This is a genomic window from Nonomuraea sp. MTCD27 (genome assembly GCF_041950495.1).
Lineage (GTDB): Bacteria > Actinomycetota > Actinomycetes > Streptosporangiales > Streptosporangiaceae > Nonomuraea.
Genome location: NZ_JBGNUW010000026.1, coordinates 92583 through 107582, shown reverse-complemented (window position 1 = coordinate 107582; position 15000 = coordinate 92583). Strand labels below are relative to the sequence as shown.

10 protein-coding genes are annotated in these 15000 nt (G+C 70.1%); 4 read left to right on the top strand and 6 right to left on the bottom strand.

The window, feature by feature from the left end:
- Positions 1 to 29: 29 nt before the first annotated feature.
- Complete coding sequence (locus ACBJ59_RS51445; protein WP_375117311.1) at positions 30 to 659, bottom strand: two-component system response regulator; 630 nt, start codon at positions 657 to 659, stop codon at positions 30 to 32.
- Between the two features lie 3 nt (positions 660 to 662).
- Positions 663 to 4850, bottom strand: coding sequence for a HAMP domain-containing protein (locus ACBJ59_RS51440; protein ID WP_375117310.1), 4188 nt, complete (start codon positions 4848 to 4850; stop codon positions 663 to 665).
- 471 nt (positions 4851 to 5321) lie between these two features.
- Between ACBJ59_RS51440 and ACBJ59_RS51435 the strand changes: the two genes are divergently transcribed.
- Complete coding sequence (locus tag ACBJ59_RS51435) at positions 5322 to 6512, top strand: GAF domain-containing SpoIIE family protein phosphatase (RefSeq protein ID WP_364135183.1); 1191 nt, start codon at positions 5322 to 5324, stop codon at positions 6510 to 6512.
- 220 nt (positions 6513 to 6732) lie between these two features.
- Here ACBJ59_RS51435 and ACBJ59_RS51430 read toward each other — a convergent pair whose 3' ends face one another.
- From ACBJ59_RS51430 to rho, 3 genes are all read right to left on the bottom strand, one after another.
- The gene (locus ACBJ59_RS51430; protein ID WP_375117309.1) at positions 6733 to 8493 is read right to left on the bottom strand and encodes a prolyl oligopeptidase family serine peptidase; all 1761 of its coding nucleotides are present in this window, start codon (positions 8491 to 8493) and stop codon (positions 6733 to 6735) included.
- 144 nt (positions 8494 to 8637) lie between these two features.
- Positions 8638 to 9678, bottom strand: coding sequence for a putative RNA methyltransferase (locus ACBJ59_RS51425; RefSeq protein ID WP_375117308.1), 1041 nt, complete (start codon positions 9676 to 9678; stop codon positions 8638 to 8640).
- Between the two features lie 36 nt (positions 9679 to 9714).
- On the bottom strand, positions 9715 to 10821 hold the full coding sequence (gene rho / locus ACBJ59_RS51420) for a transcription termination factor Rho (protein ID WP_375117307.1): 1107 nt from the start codon (positions 10819 to 10821) through the stop codon (positions 9715 to 9717).
- Positions 10822 to 11220: 399 nt separating this feature from the next.
- On the opposite strand from rho, the gene ACBJ59_RS51415 reads away from it, so the two are divergent.
- The 3 genes from ACBJ59_RS51415 to ACBJ59_RS51405 all read left to right on the top strand — a co-directional run bounded on the left by ACBJ59_RS51415 (position 11221) and on the right by ACBJ59_RS51405 (position 13036).
- The gene (locus ACBJ59_RS51415) at positions 11221 to 11361 is read left to right on the top strand and encodes a hypothetical protein (RefSeq protein ID WP_375117306.1); all 141 of its coding nucleotides are present in this window, start codon (positions 11221 to 11223) and stop codon (positions 11359 to 11361) included.
- Positions 11362 to 11385: 24 nt separating this feature from the next.
- Positions 11386 to 12126, top strand: coding sequence for an MBL fold metallo-hydrolase (locus ACBJ59_RS51410; protein WP_375117305.1), 741 nt, complete (start codon positions 11386 to 11388; stop codon positions 12124 to 12126).
- A gap of 67 nt (positions 12127 to 12193) precedes the next feature.
- Positions 12194 to 13036: a TolB family protein gene (locus tag ACBJ59_RS51405; RefSeq protein ID WP_375117304.1), complete on the top strand. Its 843-nt coding sequence runs from the start codon at positions 12194 to 12196 to the stop codon at positions 13034 to 13036.
- A 9-nt stretch (positions 13037 to 13045) separates the two neighbouring features.
- Here ACBJ59_RS51405 and ACBJ59_RS51400 read toward each other — a convergent pair whose 3' ends face one another.
- Complete coding sequence (locus ACBJ59_RS51400) at positions 13046 to 14947, bottom strand: nitrate- and nitrite sensing domain-containing protein (protein ID WP_375117303.1); 1902 nt, start codon at positions 14945 to 14947, stop codon at positions 13046 to 13048.
- Positions 14948 to 15000: the final 53 nt, after the last annotated feature.

Sequence of the window (15000 nt, the reverse complement as noted above, 5' to 3'; positions counted from 1 at the left end):
CGTACGTCCCGGGGGTGCGGCGTCAGACCTCAGGAGAGCGCGTCGAATCCGGCGCGCAGATGGTTCAGGCGATCGGTCAGATCGGTCAGCGGCACGGTCAGCGCCGGGTCCTGCGACTTGCGGGCCAGCTCTCTGACCCGGGCCAGCTCGTCCTCCACCGCCGTCAGCCGCCGCGACAGCTCCGGCAGCACCGACGCGTGGTCACCCGTCCCCGGCGGCAGCTCGCCGCTGAGGCGGTCGCGGAGCATCGACGCCTGCTCGGCCAGGCGCTTGTTCATGTTGTACAGCTCGGTGAACACCGACACCTTCGCCCGCAGCACCCACGGGTCGAACGGCTTGGTGAGGTAGTCCACCGCGCCCGCCGCGTAGCCGCGGAAGGCGTAGTCGGGAGCGCTGTCGACCACGGTCAGGAAGATGATCGGGATGTTCCTGGTGCGCTCCCGCCGCTTGATGTGCGCAGCGGTCTCGAACCCGTCCATTCCCGGCATCCGCACGTCCAGCAGGATCAGTGCGAACTCCGTGTTGAGCAGCGCTTTGAGCGCTTCCTCGCCCGACCTGGCGCGCACCGGCACCAGGTCCAGCGAGCTGAGGATCGCTTCGAGAGCGATCAGGTTCTCCTCGCGGTCATCAACGAGGAGGATCTTGGCACGATCCGGCATCGATCACGACCCTTCGGCTGAGGAGGCTGATGCGTCGGACGCGGCGCCGCGCCCGCGGCTGAGCCAGCCGCGCAGCCGTTCGAGCAGGCGGTCCACGTCGACCGGCTTGGGCACGTAGTCGGACGCGCCCGAGGCGATGCTCTTCTCGCGATCGCCGCGCATGACCTTGGCGGTCAGCGCGATGATCGGCAGGTCGGCGAACTGGGGCATGCGGCGGATGGCCGAGGTCGTGGCCCAGCCGTCCATCTCCGGCATCATGATGTCCATCAGCACGAGCGCGACGTCCTCGTTCCGTTCGAGCTGCTCGATCCCCTCCCGGCCGTTTTCAGCGTAGACGACTGTGGAACCGTGTCGCTCCAGGACGCTGGTCAGTGCGAACACGTTGCGGATGTCGTCGTCGACGATGAGGATCTTCGCGCCGTTCAGCGGATCGTCGCCCTGCCACTGGCTGGGCGTCTCGACCGGCGGCTCGACCAGCTCGGGCATCGGCAGGTCGAGCGGCAGCGGCGGCTCGGACGCCGGGCCGGACGGCTCCTCGGACGGCGGCGTCATGAGCTGCCGCCGCGAGGCCGCCCCGCCGTCGGTCGCGGCCAGCGGACCGGTGTAGGAGGCCGGCAGGTAGAGCGTGAACGTGCTGCCCTTGCCCAGCTCGCTGTCCACGTGGATCTCGCCGCCGAGCAGCCGGGCGATGTCCCGGCAGATCGCCAGGCCCAGGCCCGTGCCGCCGTATTTCCGGCTCGTGGTGCCGTCGGCCTGCCTGAACGCCTCGAAGATGACGTCCCGCTTGTCGGGCGCGATGCCGATGCCGGTGTCGATCACCTGGAAGGCCAGCAGGTCGTCGGCGTCGTGCAGCGTGTCGTCGTCGAAGTCGACCCCGGCCGGCGCCGTCGAGACGCGCAGCTTGACCTCCCCGCGCGGGGTGAACTTCACCGCGTTGGACAGCAGGTTGCGCAGCACCTGTTGCAGGCGCTGCTCGTCGGCGCGCAGCTCGTGCGGCACGTCGGGCTCGACGTCCGCGGTGAACGACAGGCCCTTGTCCTGCGCCAGCGGCGCGAAGGCGGCCTCCAGCAGGTCGACCATCTTCGGCAGCGACACCTGGATCGGGTGGATGTCCATCCGGCCCGCCTCGACCTTCGACAGGTCGAGCATGTCGTTGATGAGCTGGAGCAGCGCCGAGCCGGCGCTGTGGATCGTACGGGCGAACTCGACCTGCTGCGAGGTCAGGTTGCCTTCGGCGTTCTCGGTCAGCAGCTTGGCCAGCACGAGCAGGCTGTTGAGCGGCGTGCGGAGCTCGTGCGACATGTTCGCCAGGAACTCGGACTTGTAGCGCGAGGACACCGCGAGCTGCTCCGCCCGCTCCTCCAGCGTGCGGCGGGCCTGCTCGATCTGGAAGTTCTGGATCTCGATCGCGCGGTTCTGCTTGGCCAGCAGCGCCGCCTTGTCCTCCAGCTCGGCGTTGGACCTGCGCAGCTCCTCCTGCTGGCGCTGCAGCTCGTCGGAGCGCTCCTGCAGCTCGCGGGTGAGCCGCTGCGACTCGGTCAGCAGGTCCTCGGTGCGGGAGTTGGCGATGATCGTGTTCATCGTGACGCCGATGGTCTCGACGAGCTGCGTCAGGAAGTCGAGGTGCACCTCCCCGAACGGCGTGAACGAGGCCAGCTCCAGCACGCCGAGCACGCGGTTCTCGAACAGGATCGGCAGCACCACGATCTGCGCCGGCGTGGACCGGCTGAGCCCGCTGTCGATGGTGATGAACTGCGGCGGCACGTCGTCCAGGACGATGTGCCGGCCCTCGGCCGCCGCCTGGCCGACGATGCCCTCGCCGATCCCGAAGCGCTGGCGCGGGCCACGGTCGGGCCGCACGCCGTAACCGCCGATCAGGATCAGCTCGTGGTCGCCCTCGGGGTCGATGCTGTAGAAGGCGCCGTAGCGGGCCGACACCAGCGGCGTCAGCTCGCTCATCGTCAGCTTGGCCACCTCGAGCAGGTCGCGGTGGCCCTGCATGAGCCGGGAGATGCGGGCCAGGTTGGACTTGAGCCAGTCCTGCTCCTGGTTGGCCTGCGTGGTCTCGCGGAGGTTGGCCACCATCGAGTTGATGTTGTCCTTCAGCTCCGCCAGCTCGCCCTGCGCCTCGACGGCGATCGAGCGGGTCAGGTCGCCGCGCGCCACGGCGCTGGTCACGGTCGCGATCGCGCGGATCTGGGTGGTGAGGCTGCCCGCCAGCTCGTTGACGCTCTCGGTGAGCCGCTTCCACGTGCCCTCGACGCCCTCGACCCGGGCCTGGCCGCCGAGCTGGCCCTCCGAGCCCACCTCGCGGGCGACCCGGGTCACCTCGGAGGCGAACGACGACAGCTGGTCGACCATCCGGTTGACGGTGGTCTTGAGCGCCAGGATCTCGCCCTGGGCGTCCACGTCGATCTTGCGGGTCAGGTCGCCGTTGGCGACCGCGGTGGTCACCTCGGCGATGTTGCGCACCTGGTAGGTCAGGTTGTTGGCCATGGAGTTGACGTTGTCGGTGAGGTCCTTCCAGACGCCCGACACACCCTTCACCCTGGCCTGGCCGCCGAGCTGCCCCTGCGTGCCCACCTCGCGGGCCACGCGGGTGACCTCGTCGGCGAACGATGAGAGCTGGTCGACCATCGTGTTCAGCGTGTCCTTGAGCTGCAGGATCTCGCCCTGCGCGTCAACGGTGATCTTCTTCGACAGGTTGCCCTGCGCCACCGCGGACGACACGGCCGCGATCTGGCGCACCTGCGAGGTGAGGTTGTTGGCCATGGAGTTGACGTTGTCCGTCAGGTCCTTCCAGACCCCGGACACGCCGCGCACCTGCGCCTGACCGCCCAGCTGACCTTCGGTGCCGACCTCTCGGGCGACCCGGGTCACCTCGGAGGCGAACGACGACAGCTGCTCCACCATCGTGTTCATGGTCGACTTGAGCTCGAGGATCTCGCCCTGGGCGTCCACGTCGATCTTGCGGGTGAGGTCGCCGTTGGCGACCGCGGTGGTCACCTGGGCGATGTTGCGGACCTGGTAGGTCAGGTTGTTGGCCATGGAGTTGACGTTGTCGGTGAGGTCCTTCCAGACGCCCGACACGCCCTTCACCTCGGCGCGCCCGCCCAGCTTGCCCTCGGTGCCCACCTCGCGGGCCACGCGGGTGACCTCGTCGGCGAACGACGACAGCTGGTCGACCATCGTGTTGAGGGTGTCCTTGAGCTGCAGGATCTCGCCCTGCGCGTCAACGGTGATCTTCTTCGACAGGTTGCCCTGCGCCACCGCCGTCGCCACGGTCGCGATGCTGCGCACCTGCGAGGTCAGGTTGTTGGCCATGAAGTTGACGTTGTCGGTGAGGTCCTTCCAGACCCCCGACACGCCGGTGACCTGCGCCTGGCCGCCCAGCTGGCCCTCGGTGCCCACCTCGCGGGCGACCCGGGTCACCTCTTCGGCGAAGCCGGAGAGCTGGTCGACCATCGTGTTGACGGTGTTCTTCAGCTCGAACATCTCGCCCACGGCGTCGACGGTCACCTTGCGGCTCAGGTCGCCCTTGGCCACCGCGGTGGTCACCACGGCGATGTCGCGCACCTGCGCCGCCACGCGGGAGGACATCGTGTTGACGGCCTCGGTCAGGTCGCGCCAGCTGCCCGACATGCCGCGCAGGTTGGCGCTGCCGCCCAGCCGGCCCTCGGTGCCCGCCTCGCGGGCCACCCTGGTGACCTCCGAGTTGAACAGGGCGAGCTGGTCCACCATGCCGTTGATGGCCTTGCCCAGGCGCCGCACCTCGCCGCGCGCCGAGCGGTCGAGGTCGATGCGCCGCGACAGGTCGCCCTTGGCCACCGCGTCGATGACGTCGGCCGCGCCACTCACCGGGCTCACCAGGGCGTCGATCAGCATGTTGACCGACTCGACGCTCTCCGCCCAGGCGCCGACACCCGGTCCGGGCGTCAGCCGCTCGCCGAAGCGGCCTTCCTTGACGACTTCTTTACGTACGCGCACCAGCTCGTTGGCGAGGTGCTCGCGACGATCGGCCACTTCGTTGAGCAGCAGCCGCACCTCGCTGAGGATGCCAGGAGGCGCATGAGGGACCCGACGCCGGAAGTCGCCGTCACGCCAAGAGAAGAGAGTCTCCAGGATGGGCACGAGATCCGACTCGGTGTAAGTCCTCTCCTCCGGGCTTGGCGCGGCCTTGGCCGTGGTCATGGGGCCTCCTTCACTCGCTGCTGGCTCCGGCGAGTGATTCAAGTCTGTCACGATGAGTAGCTCGTAGTCCTGTCCTTGGATTTACCCCAAGTCAGCGGGAAGTGTGGTAGGCACGTTGGGATGACTGCTTCTCCCCATGCGGTGCTCGCTGCGACCTTCGCGCCGGGCGAGACCGCTGTGACGGCTGCGATGAGGTTCACGCGTGAGGTGATGACCGCGTGGGCCACTGGTGGCGTGCTCCATACTGCCGAACAGGTCGCTGGAGATCTGGCAGAGCAGGTCGCTGACGAGCCGTTTGAGGTGATTTGGAAGCATTTCGGGGACGCAGTCCAGGTGGAGTTGCGGCAACGAAACCTTTCCCAGGGTGATCCAAAAGCTCCTTCCGTCAACGTCGAGGAGTGGGGAGTCACCTTTGCGGGCGATTCCCGTGTCCATTGGGCAAGGCTCACGCTACCTGGCTCGGCGGACCGGGTGGCGGCCGAATGGCTGGAGGAGAGCAGCAGAGGGCCACATTGGCTGGGGTTCCTGGCTGACGCCAGCGACCTGCTGGCGGGCACGCTAGACCCCGACATGGTCCCGGCGATCATCGCCCAGGTCGTGGTGCCCAGGCTGTCGAGCTGGTGCGCCGTCTACACCTCCGACAACTCCGGCCCGCTGCGGCTGGTCTATCTCTGGCACGCCGACGAGGCCAGGATCGACGGGCTGCGCGAGCAGCTCACGGACATGGACATCAGTGCCGCCGACACCCGGGTCACCTCCATGATCCATTTGCCCGAGTCGCAGGTGCTCGCCGTGCCGCTGATGGCGCGCGGCCGCAGCCTCGGCATGATGTGCCTGGGCCGGCCCGACCGCTTCCCCGACGAGGTCATCCAGTTCGCCGAGGACATCGGCCGGCGAGCCGCGCTGGCCATGGACAACGCCCGCCTCTACGCCCAGCAGGCCGCCGCCAACCGGGCGCTCCAGCGCAGCCTGCTCCCGCCCAACGAGCCCGAGGTCCCCGGGCTCGACTACGGCGTCATCTACGAGCCCGCGGGCGAGGCCAACGAGGTCGGCGGCGACTTCTACGACCTGTTCAAGGCGGGCGACGACTCGTGGCGGTTCGCCATCGGCGACGTCTGCGGCACCGGCCCCGAGGCCGCCGCCGTGACCGGCCTGGCCCGCCACACGCTGCGGCTGCTGGCTCGGGAGGGCTACGGCGTGGCGGCGGTGCTCGGGCGGCTCAACCAGGCGATCCTGGAGGAGGGCGAGCGGGCGAGGTTCCTCACGCTGCTGCACGGCGACATCACGCCCGTCGAGAGCGGGCTGGAGGTGCGCCTGGTGTCGGCCGGCCATCCGGAGGCGCTGCGGCTCAAGCCGAGCGGCAAGGTCGAGGCGGTGACCACGCCGCAGTCGCTGCTCGGGGTCTTCCACGAGGTCCTGTTCGAGGCCGACACCGTCCACCTGGAGCACGGCGACGTGCTGCTGGCCGTGACCGACGGGGTGACCGAGCGGCGCTCCGGCGGGCGGCTGCTGGACGACGACGGCGGCCTGGCCAAGCTGCTGGCCGAGTGCGCGGGGCTGTCGGCGCGCGCCGTGGCGGAGCGCATCCGCAGGGGCGCGGCGGAGTTCGCCTCTGAGCCGAGCGCCGACGACCTGGCGATCGTGGTCCTGCGCGCCCGCTAGCCGAGCGCTGTCAACCGGGCGGTCGTGGTGCTGCGCACCTGTCGGCCGAGCGTTGACAGGCCGGCGGTCGTGGGTCTGCGCGCCCGCTGGGCCGGGCCGCCCGTCGTTGCTGCTCAAACGTGCGCCCCTCCAGCTGATTGCGGGTGGGCGTGATGTTGACAGGCGAGCGGGCCGACGTTCAAGGGCGCCTGTCAGGAAGATTCTTACAGAGTGTCAGACATCACTCGACATGCTTGCGGGCGAACTCCAGCTGCAGCGCCGTCTGCGCGATCCGCTCCGAGACCACGAGGGAGCCGGGGAAGGCGTCGTAGTTGTAGACCTCGTGCTCGCGGCCGTGCTCGGCCAGCTTGGCCACGTATTTCTCGATCTGGCGCAGCGGGCAGCGCAGGTCGTTCTCGCCCGCGAGGATCAGCAGCGGGCTCTTGACCTGGTCGACGTAGGTGATGGGGGAGCTGGCCGCGTACCGTTCGGGCTGCTCGTCGGGCGAGCCGCCGAGCAGGGCGCGGTGGAAGGCGCGCAGGCTCTCCGCCTCGTCCTCGTACGAGGTCTGGTGGCAGGCGATCGGCACCGCGGCGATGCCGCACGCCCACAGGTCCGGCTGGGTGCCGAGGCCGAGCAGCGTGAGATAGCCGCCCCACGCCGAGCCCGCCAGCACCGTCCTGGACGGGTCGGCGATGCCGTGGTCGACCACCCACTGCCGGACGGCCGCCACGTCGGCCAGCTCGATGTGCCCCACGTCGCCGCGCAGCGCGTCGCGCCAGGCCGAGCCGTAGCCGGTCGAGCCCCGGTAGTTGACCCGCACCACCGCGAACCCCGCGTCCACCCAGGCCGCGACCTCCGGGGAGAACGCGTCGCGGTCGTGTGACGTCGGGCCGCCGTGCAGCAGGAAGGCGGTGGGGAAGGGGGCGGTGCCCACCTCGGGCTTGGAGACCAGCGCGTGGATGCGTCCGCCCTCGCCCTCGACGTCGATGTCCTCCACGGGCACGCTCGGCGGGGCCGGCGGGCCTCCGGGGTTGACCACGACCTGGCCGGTGCTCGACCGGATGACCGGCGGGCGTGAGGCGCTCGACCAGGAGTACTCGACGTGGCCGCCGGGCCGGGGAGCGGCCTCCTCGATCACGCCGTGCGGGGTGTCGATGAGGGTCAGGCCGCCGCCGGCGAGGTCGTAGCGGTGCAGGTAGCTGCGGGCGCGGTCGTCGCGCATGATGAGCAGGCCGCGGCCGTCGTCGTACCACTCGGCCGCCAGGTCGCCGGCGTCGCGCAGCCAGATCTCGCGCTGCTCGCCGGTGACCGGGTCCCAGACGAGGGGCTCGTGGCGCTGGCGGCGCTCGTGCAGGGCCAGCAGGCGGCGGTCGCCGACGACGGGGGCGAAGCTGAGGCCGACGACGCCCTTGGACGGGCCGTCGTGGAGCTCGCCCACCGTGCGGCCGTCCTGGCGGACGACGCGGAGGGCCGGGTGCCGGAAGTCGCCGTACTCACCATGATTTATCGCGATTAGGGAGCCGTCGAGGGACATCCCGGCCAGCCAGGCGGCCTCCGTGTGCTCGTACAGCGTTTCGGCCCGCTCGCCCTCGCGTACCAGGTGGATGCGGAACGCGCCGTCCCTGGCCAGGCTGATCGCCGCGACGCCGGTGGTGGACAGCGCGATGCCGCCGGTCTGGCCCGGCCGCAGGTCGGGCGCGACCGGCTCGTCGGGCCCGCCGGTGAACGGCTGGCGCCACCACTCGCCGAACTCGTCCCCGTCGGTGTCGGCGAACCAGTAGATCCACTGGCCGGTGGGGTCGATGGAGGCGTACGCGGTGCCCTTGGGGCGGTCGGTGACCTGGCGGATGGAGCCGGCCACGCGGTCCCAGGCGTAGACCTCCCACGTTCCGGTGGCGTTGGAGCGGTAGATGGAGCGGTTCGGTGCCTGGCGCGCCCAGGACGGCAGCGTCATGCGCGACGCCCGGAACCTGGCCTGCCAGCGTTCCTCCGCCTTCATCCGGTGCGCCCCCTCCCTTTGATGTCCCGCGCCGCCGGGCGTGGGATGCCGTCCAGTATTGCGCCTGTTCCGGGGAAATACTGCGAGAATGTGGGGGAATTTCGGACTAAATGCCCCATCAGTAACACCGGTCGCTCATGTCCGTCAAGTAACGGGTCTTGATCGGGGCGCCGGCTCGAAGATAGACAGGTGAAACGCTGCGCGCGTTACTACTTTTCGCTGTCCTTTTGCGACGTTCCGGGCGACAAATGCCGCAATTCGCTCATCGAGCGTGGTCGCGTCGTTATGCCATGCACTCGGGCCCATCCCGACAACCTGGGCGATGTCACCATGCCCCAGCTCCATCTCGAACTCGATCGAGCGCCGCCCGGTCTCCGTGAACCCCTCCAGGCTGCGTGCCACCCTGCGCTCCTTCTCCTCGTCCACGGAGAGGAGGCCCAGCTCCTCGACCAGCGGGCTGAGGTGCTCAGGTGCGGGGGTGACGACCACCGCGACCCCGCCGGGCCGCAGGATCCGCCTGAACTCGGGCCCGTTCCTGGGCGCGAACACGTCGATCACCACATCGGCCACCCCGCTCCTGATCGGTAGCGGACGCCACACGTCGGCCACGAACGCCCCTGCCCTGGGATGCACCCGCGCCGCCCGGCGTACAGCGTGCTTCGACACATCGAACGCCATCCCGATGCCATCGTTGACCGCGTCGAGCGCGGCCGCCAGGTAGTGCCCGGTGCCCGCGCCTGCGTCGACGATCACCGGCGCGGCCCTGCCCTCCGCGCGACGATCCTCGACGATGTCCGGCTCCCGCTCGGAACCTCCTGGCCCCGTGCCGTAACCGGCCTCCACTCCCGCCCCACGGTACGCCCTCAACTCCGTGCCGTCATTCGTTTCGGTAGAGGACTCACGTTTTCCTGGAACGTTCTCACCTGTCGCATGCGTCCGCACTGCTTCCGCGACCGCGCCGGCGAGCGGGGCGTAGTGCCCCTCGTCGAGGAAGGCGGCCCTGGCGGCCACCATGGCGGGGCTGTCGGCGGTGCCCGGGGGCCTGGATCCGACGAGCAGGCTCACGTATCCCTGCTTGGCGACATCGAAGGTGTGCCCGGCGGCGCAGCGCACGGCGCTCTCGTCGAGCCGCAGGTCGGCTCGGCAGACGGGACAGATGAGGTATTCGACGATGTCGGCCAGCATGCGGCCCATTCTCGCGGCAGGCGGGGAGCGGATGGGTCAGGCGGCGCTGGCCTCGAGCAGGAAGGCGGCGTTGGAGGAGGTGGAGCGGAGCCTGTCCACGAGGACCTCCAGGCCCTTCTGCTTCTCCAGGGTCGTCAGCGAGCGACGCAGCCGCCAGACCACCTGCCGCTCCGCCTCGTGCAGCAGGATCTCCTCGCGCCGCGTGCCCGAGGCGTCCAGGTCCACGGCCGGGAACAGCCGCCGCTCGGCCAGCTCGCGGGTCAGGTGCAGCTCCATGTTCCCGGTGCCCTTGAACTCCTCGTAGAGGCTGTTGTCCATCCGCGAGCCCGTGTCCACGAGCGCGGTGGCGATGATGGTGAGCGAGCCGCCGCCCTCCACGTTCCTGGCGGCGCCGAAGAAGCGCTTCGGCGGGTAGAGGGCGCGGGCGTCGATGCCGCCCGTGAGCACCCGTCCGCCGCTGGGCGCCAGGTTGTTGTACGCGCGCCCCAGCCGGGTCAGCGAGTCGAGCAGCAGCACCACGTCCCGGCCCGCCTCCACGAGGCGCTTGGCCCGCTCGATGGCCAGCTCGGCGACGGCGGCGTGGTCGCGGTCCGGGTGGTCGAAGGTCGAGTAGAACATCTCGCCCGGAATGGTGGCGCGCATGTCGGTGACCTCCTCGGGCCGCTCGCCCACCAGGACCACCATCAGGTGCGCCTCGGGGTGGTTGCGGGCGATCCCGGCGGCCAGCGCCTGCAGGACCATGGTCTTGCCGGCCTTGGGCGGCGCCACGATGAGGCCGCGCTGCCCCTTGCCGATGGGCGCGAAAAGGTCGATGACGCGCGTGCTGAGCGACTCGGTCTCGACGTTGAGCCGCTCGGTCGGGTGAATCGGCGTGAGCTCGGCGAACCGGGGCCGGCCGCGCCACTCGGTGGCGCCGTTGACCGACTCGACGTCGACGAGCCTGTTCCCGGCGAGCGACGCGACGACGTGGTCGCCGGGGCGCAGGTCGTACTGCCGTACTTTTTCGGGGGGAAGACGGACGTCTCCCGGAGCGGGCAGGTGTCCCGCACGGATGAACACGGATTTGTCGTTGATGTCCAGAAGGCCACTGACGTGGCGGATCGAGACAGACGAACGCTGTTCAGGAATGGTTTGCACAGACATGATGGAGCCCCTTGAGGGAAACGCGCCGGGCCCCGAGGAGCCGGGCGTGATGATGAAAAGGAAGCCGGGCCCTCGCGAAGGGGGCTGGGCTGCGGTGATGATCAGCGGAGCTGGAGCTCAACGCTTGGTGGGAAGATACCACACCATCCAGTCCATGGAACACCTAGCCCTCTTGGGCTATTCCCGGGCGGTTCTCGTGTCTTGACCCGCGAACGTGGGGTAGGTGCGTGACAATGTTCTTCTCGGCACCGTACTGCGAGGAAAATTACCGCGCCCGGTGTACCGAACAGCACTGAACCCCCATCGGCGCAGCGTCATCGTGTCAAGTGACATGCAGGGTCCCTGCAACTCGGTGAGGGTTCCATTGGGACCAACAGGAAGACTCCTTGGGGGAGCACCATGAAGACCAACCACTGCCCGCAGTGTCACCACGAGCTCGACGAAGGCCCGATCATGTACAGGTGCGCGCACTGCCGCCGCGCCGTCTTCGCCGCCGACCTCGAGAACGAGTACGTCCCGCGCCAGCCCGTCGCGGCCTAGGACCGGCGGCCCTAGTCTTGCCGGGTGCCCCACAGATCTATGACCGTGTCCGGCGTCGAGGTGACACCACTCTGCGACGCCGTGGGCCCCATGGGAGCGTCGATCCGCCGCCCGCCGGCGGAGATGTTCGTCGGCTCCGGGCTCCGGGACGAGCCGTGGGTCCTGCACTTCCACTGCTATCTGCTCCGCGACGGCGCCGGCCGGCTGACCCTGGTCGACACGGGCATCGGCGCCGCGGACTCGCCGGCGTCGAGCTGGGCGCCGGTTCCGGGCACGCTGGCCGGTGAGCTGGCCGCCGCGGGCGTCGCGCCCGCCGAGATCGGCACCGTGATCCTCACCCACCTGCACAGCGACCACGCCTCGGGCGCCGTCGCCGACGGCAGGCCGGTGTTCGAGAACGCCCGCTACGTGCTCCAGCAGGCAGAGCTGGATGCGGCCCGCGACCTGATGCTCGACGAGGTCGTCAGCAAGATCAAGCCTCAGCTCCATGTGGTCGAGGGCGACGCCGAGGTCGCGCCGGGCGTGCACGTCCACTTCGCGCCGGGCCACACCCCCGGCCACCAGATCGCCAGGGTCGGCGAGCTGGCCGTCACCGGCGACCTGGTCCTGCACCCCGTGCAGCTGGACGACCCGGCCATCCGCTACGTCTACGACGACGACCAGGAGGCCGCCGCGCGCACCCGGGCCGAGGTGCTCGCCGAACTCAGGGCCGAACGGGCGATCATCGCGACCGCTCATTTCAGCGAGCCGTTCCTGCGTCTGTGAGCGGGTTCGGGCAACATGTCTTCTCATGAAGATTCGTGTTGCGGCAGGTGTCGCATTTGGCGCCGTTATGGTGGCCCCCTCGGCCGCGTCCGCCGCGCCGGCGGCTCCTGAGCTGTCCGGCGCCGCCGTCTACGCCGCCTATGCCGGCTCCACCGGCAACCAGCTCAGCCGGTACCAGGGCGGCAAGTGGAGCACCGTCGCCACGACGGGCACCATGCCCCAGTACGCCGCCTCCCCCGACGGCAGGAAGGCGGCCTGGGTGACGCAGACCGGCCGGCTCCAGGTCAGGCAGGGCGGCAAGACGACCACGATCGTGAGCGGGCTCCAGGGCGGCACGCCGTGCCTCACCCCGGTCTGGTCCGCCGACTCGACGCAGGTGGCGTACCCGCAGGGCAGCGACACGATCATGTCCGTCAAGGCCGACGGCACCGGCGCGCCGCGCAAGCTCGGCAGGTCGCAGGGCGTGTGCCACCTCGCCTGGTCGGCCGACGGCCGCTACGTGGCGGGCTACACCGGCGAGGCCGACGCCCTCTACCGGCTCGACGTCAAGACCGGCAAGGCGGCCCCGGCCAAGGGCGTCAGGTGGATCACCCACCTGCAGAGCCTGTCCCCGAACGGGCGCAACGCCGTCGTGCAGTTCCCCGCCAACCCCGACATGCTGGGCGACGGGAGCTGGCCCACAGCCTTCAAGCCGGTGGTCCTGGACATGGTGACGGGCAAGAAGCGCCCGCTCGCGGTCAAGGGCAAGCTGATCGGAGCCCTCTACCTGGCCGACGGGCGGCTGGTCGTGCGCGTCGCCGGCGACGACCACAACACGCTGGTCGTGCTCGACGGCGCGGGCAAGGAGCTCCAGCGCATCGCCGAGCCCGCCAAGGCGAAGAAGCAGGCCCTGCTGCAGGTGCTGCCGTAGCCGCCCTCGCTACCTCCCGGCCAGCGCGGGCTGGTCGGCCAGGAGGGAGGCGGGCAGGGCGACCATCGCGGTCAGGCCGCCGTACGGCGAGGGCGCCAGGGTGACCTTGATGCCGTGCCTGGCCGCGAGCCTGGAGACCACGAACAGCCCGAGCCGTTCGCTCTGCGCCAGGTCGAACTCGGGCATCTGCGTCAGCCGGTCGTTCAGCTCGTCGAGCTCGACGCGCGGCAGGCCGAGCCCGCGGTCCTCCACCTCGACGAGGACGCCGTGCGGCGTGCTCGCGCTGCGCACGTCCACCCTGGTCTGGGGCGGGGAGAAGAGGGTGGCGTTCTCGACCAGCTCGGCGATCAGGTGGGCCACGTCGGTGACCGCCGAGCCCAGCAGCGCGACCTGAGGCGGCTGGAGCACCTCCACCCGCTCGTACTCCTCCACCTCGGCCACGGCGGCGCGCAGCACGTCGAGGATGGGCACCGGGTTGCGCCAGCCGCGGCCCGGCGCCTGGTCGGACAGGATGATGAGGCTCTCGGCGTGCCTGCGCATGCGGGTGGTGAGGTGGTCGAGCTTGAACAGGTCCGCCAGCACCTCCGGCGCCTCCGTCGCCCGCTCCATGCTGTCGAGCTGGAGCAGCTGCCGGTGCAGCAGCGACTGGTTGCGCCTGGCCAGGTTCACGAAGACCTGGCTGACGCCGTGGCGCAGGCGGGCCTGGCTCACGGCGGCCTCGACGGCGGTGGACTGCACGTCGTTGAAGGCCCGTACGATGTCGCTCACCTCGGACGTGTGCGCCTTGACCTCCAGTGGCGCCACTTCGGCGGCCGTGGGCGGCTCGGTGTTCGTCCGCAGCCGCTTGACCAGCCCGGCCAGCCGCACCTCGGCCAGCTCCGTGGCGGCGTCGCGCAGCCCGGCCAGCTCCCGCACCAGACGCTTGCGGAAGCGCAGCGAGAGCATGATCGAGGTGATGACCGCGAGCAGGCCCAGGCCGCCCGCCACGCCGAGCTTGATGAGCATGCCGATCGCCGTCGGCGTCACCCGCTGCACGATGCCCTGCACGGCCAGGGCCTGGTCGCGCTCGACGGCCTCCCACAGGTTCCGGCCGTCGATGGGCCAGGTCGCCGCGCCCGCGGGCAGCCCGCCGGTGGCGGCCTGGCTCCTGATGGCGTCCTCGGCCGCCAGGAACTCCGCGTAGACCGGCGAGGCGGCCAACCTCTCGTACGGCCCCCGCAGGGCGCCGTCCAGGTGCGACAGCGCCTGGGAGAACAGCAGCCGCCTGGTGGCCACCATCCCCGTGAACGACTCCCGCTCGCGCGGCTCCACCCTGCCCTTGGCCAGCACGACCGCGATCAGGGCCCGCTCCCTGGACAGCACGTCCTTGGCCTCGCCCATCATGGTCACCGCCCGGGCCTGCTGGTAGAGGGCCATGTCGGGCACCAGGACCATGGCGTCGTACATGCGGAAGGACGCGTCCACGATCTGGCTGTAGCCGTCGATGACGTCGAGCGGCGCGACGACGGAGCCGTCCACCTCGCGCCGGACGTCGGTGAGCTGGTCGATCTTGCCGTTCAGCGCGTTGAGCTGCGCGGTCATCTCCGGTGACAGGTCGCGCAGGTTCCCGGACAGCGAGCGGAACGTCTTGACGGCCCGGTCGGTCCGGCCGCGCTGCTTGGCCATCGCGTCCGCGCCCTGCCCGGTGACCAGGAACTCCACCGACACCAGCCGCTCGTTCTGGAGCTCGATGTTGACCTGCTCGGACGGGGTGGCCAGGTTCGTGGCCAGATCGTTGATCGACAGCAGGCGGAGACCGTCACCGCCGGTCAGGCCCGCCGCGAACGCCCACAGGCCCACCAGGGACAGCAGCGGGACGAGCAGGAGGATGAGAAGTTTCAGTGCGATGGGACGGCCACGCGTGGGGGGCATGCGACCTCCGGGTGCATGATGAGATCGCCTCGCAGAGTACACCCCCCTTTGGA

Bases quoted from the DNA above. Each gene is read 5' to 3' on its own strand.
- ACBJ59_RS51445 (WP_375117311.1), bottom strand. From the start codon at position 659: ATGCCGGATCGTGCCAAGATCCTCCTCGTTGATGACCGCGAGGAGAAC.
- ACBJ59_RS51440 (WP_375117310.1), bottom strand. From the start codon at position 4,850: ATGACCACGGCCAAGGCCGCGCCAAGCCCGGAGGAGAGGACTTACACC.
- ACBJ59_RS51430 (WP_375117309.1), bottom strand. From the start codon at position 8,493: ATGAAGGCGGAGGAACGCTGGCAGGCCAGGTTCCGGGCGTCGCGCATG.
- ACBJ59_RS51425 (WP_375117308.1), bottom strand. From the start codon at position 9,678: ATGCTGGCCGACATCGTCGAATACCTCATCTGTCCCGTCTGCCGAGCC.
- rho (WP_375117307.1), bottom strand. From the start codon at position 10,821: ATGTCTGTGCAAACCATTCCTGAACAGCGTTCGTCTGTCTCGATCCGC.
- ACBJ59_RS51415 (WP_375117306.1), top strand. From the start codon at position 11,221: ATGAAGACCAACCACTGCCCGCAGTGTCACCACGAGCTCGACGAAGGC.
- ACBJ59_RS51405 (WP_375117304.1), top strand. From the start codon at position 12,194: ATGGTGGCCCCCTCGGCCGCGTCCGCCGCGCCGGCGGCTCCTGAGCTG.
- ACBJ59_RS51400 (WP_375117303.1), bottom strand. From the start codon at position 14,947: ATGCCCCCCACGCGTGGCCGTCCCATCGCACTGAAACTTCTCATCCTC.